Genomic DNA, 1,235 nt, shown 5'->3' with positions numbered 1-1,235 from the left:
GGTAGAAACCCGAGCCGTGAAAGGCGACGCCAACCGCGCCGAAGACTTTGCGGAGCGTCCCGCCGCAGGCGGGGCACTCGGTGAGCGTCGCATCGCTCATGGACTGCTGGACATCGAAGGCGTGCTGGCAATCGGCGCAGCGATAGGAATAAGTAGGCATGGCGACCTCAGTCTAGCCCGGCCGGGCGCGGCGGGCCCGCTGCGGGGTGCCGGGGGCGCTAGCCCCTAGTCCCGTTCGTGGAAATAGACGATCTGATCGGGGGTGACCACGCCCGTCACGGGCTGATCGTGCAGGCTCGTGGGCAGGTGCTCGACGAACTCGGTCTCGTAGACCACCCCGAAGACGGGCGGGCGATTGTCCATCGAGCCGAGCGTCTTGTCGAAGTAGCCCCGGCCCCAGCCGAGGCGATTGCCGGTGCGGTCGATGGCGCTGGCCGGGATGATCATGAGGTCGACGTCGTTGACCGCGAGGGGGCTGAGCACCTCCCCGCGCACCTCTTCGAGGCCAAAGAGGCCCTCCTCGGTGCCCTCGTCCGAGGCGACGACCCAGTCGAGGAGCCCGTCCTCGCGGCTGAGCGGGAACAGCACGCGGATGTCCTGCTCGTTGGCCCAGGCCACGAAGCCGCTCGTGTCGGGCTCGCCGGGCGCTGACAGGTAGCAGGACACCGAGCGGGCGCCGCGGCCCGAGACGAGGGTGATGAGCTGCTGGGTGAGGCCCGCCCGGTGTGCCTCGGCCTCGACCGAGGTGACGTTGCGGCGGCGCTCTCGGATCTCGGCTCGCATGGCGCGTTTCTGGGCGTCTATTTCGTCCGACATGCTTCGCAGTCTATTCGCTTCATCCGGGCGGGGACGCTCGAGCTGAGGGTCGTGATGGTTCCATTGCGGTCTCGGGAGCGGCGTTCTGCGGCGGCATCGGGATAGGATGAGCACATGAGTTCTACGGTAACGAAGGCTGTCGTCCCCGCAGCGGGCCTCGGCACGCGGTTCCTGCCCGCAACGAAGGCGATGCCAAAGGAGATGCTGCCGATCGTCGACAAGCCGGCGATCCAGTACGTCGTTGAGGAGGCCGCCGCCTCCGGGCTGGGCGACGTGCTCATCATCACGGGCCGCAATAAAGAGAACCTCTCCAATCACTTCGACAGCGTCCCCGAGCTGGAGTTCACCCTCCAGAACAAGGGCGACGACGGGCGCTTGCAGCGCGTCCACGAGGCCAGCGAGATCGCCGAGGTGCACTT

The 1,235-nt window shown here is 67.4% G+C and carries 3 protein-coding genes; 1 reads left to right on the top strand and 2 read right to left on the bottom strand.

The features are described 5' to 3' along the window. Positions 1-160, bottom strand: a 160-nt coding sequence (locus OOT08_RS05585; RefSeq protein ID WP_325092113.1) for an FmdB family zinc ribbon protein, incomplete at its 3' end; no start/stop codon positions are given. A gap of 65 nt (positions 161-225) precedes the next feature. Then, positions 226-816 carry a 5-formyltetrahydrofolate cyclo-ligase gene (locus tag OOT08_RS05580; protein WP_325091593.1) on the bottom strand — a complete coding sequence of 197 codons (591 nt, stop codon included), beginning with the start codon at positions 814-816 and terminating at the stop codon, positions 226-228. 114 nt (positions 817-930) lie between these two features. Here OOT08_RS05580 and OOT08_RS05575 point away from each other — a divergent pair. Continuing rightward, positions 931-1,235: sugar phosphate nucleotidyltransferase (locus tag OOT08_RS05575; RefSeq protein WP_325091592.1), on the top strand; the 305-nt coding region annotated here is incomplete at its 3' end.

It is taken from the genome of Leucobacter sp. M11 (assembly GCF_035726885.1).
Taxonomy (GTDB): domain Bacteria; phylum Actinomycetota; class Actinomycetes; order Actinomycetales; family Microbacteriaceae; genus JAPFRB01.
The sequence above is the reverse complement of the archived record's forward strand: the minus strand, read 5'-3'. Positions and strand labels throughout refer to the sequence as shown.

What these genes read in the sequence shown, in the direction of transcription:
- OOT08_RS05580 (WP_325091593.1), bottom strand. Translation starts at nt 816, where the DNA reads ATGTCGGACGAAATAGACGCCCAGAAACGCGCCATGCGAGCCGAGATC.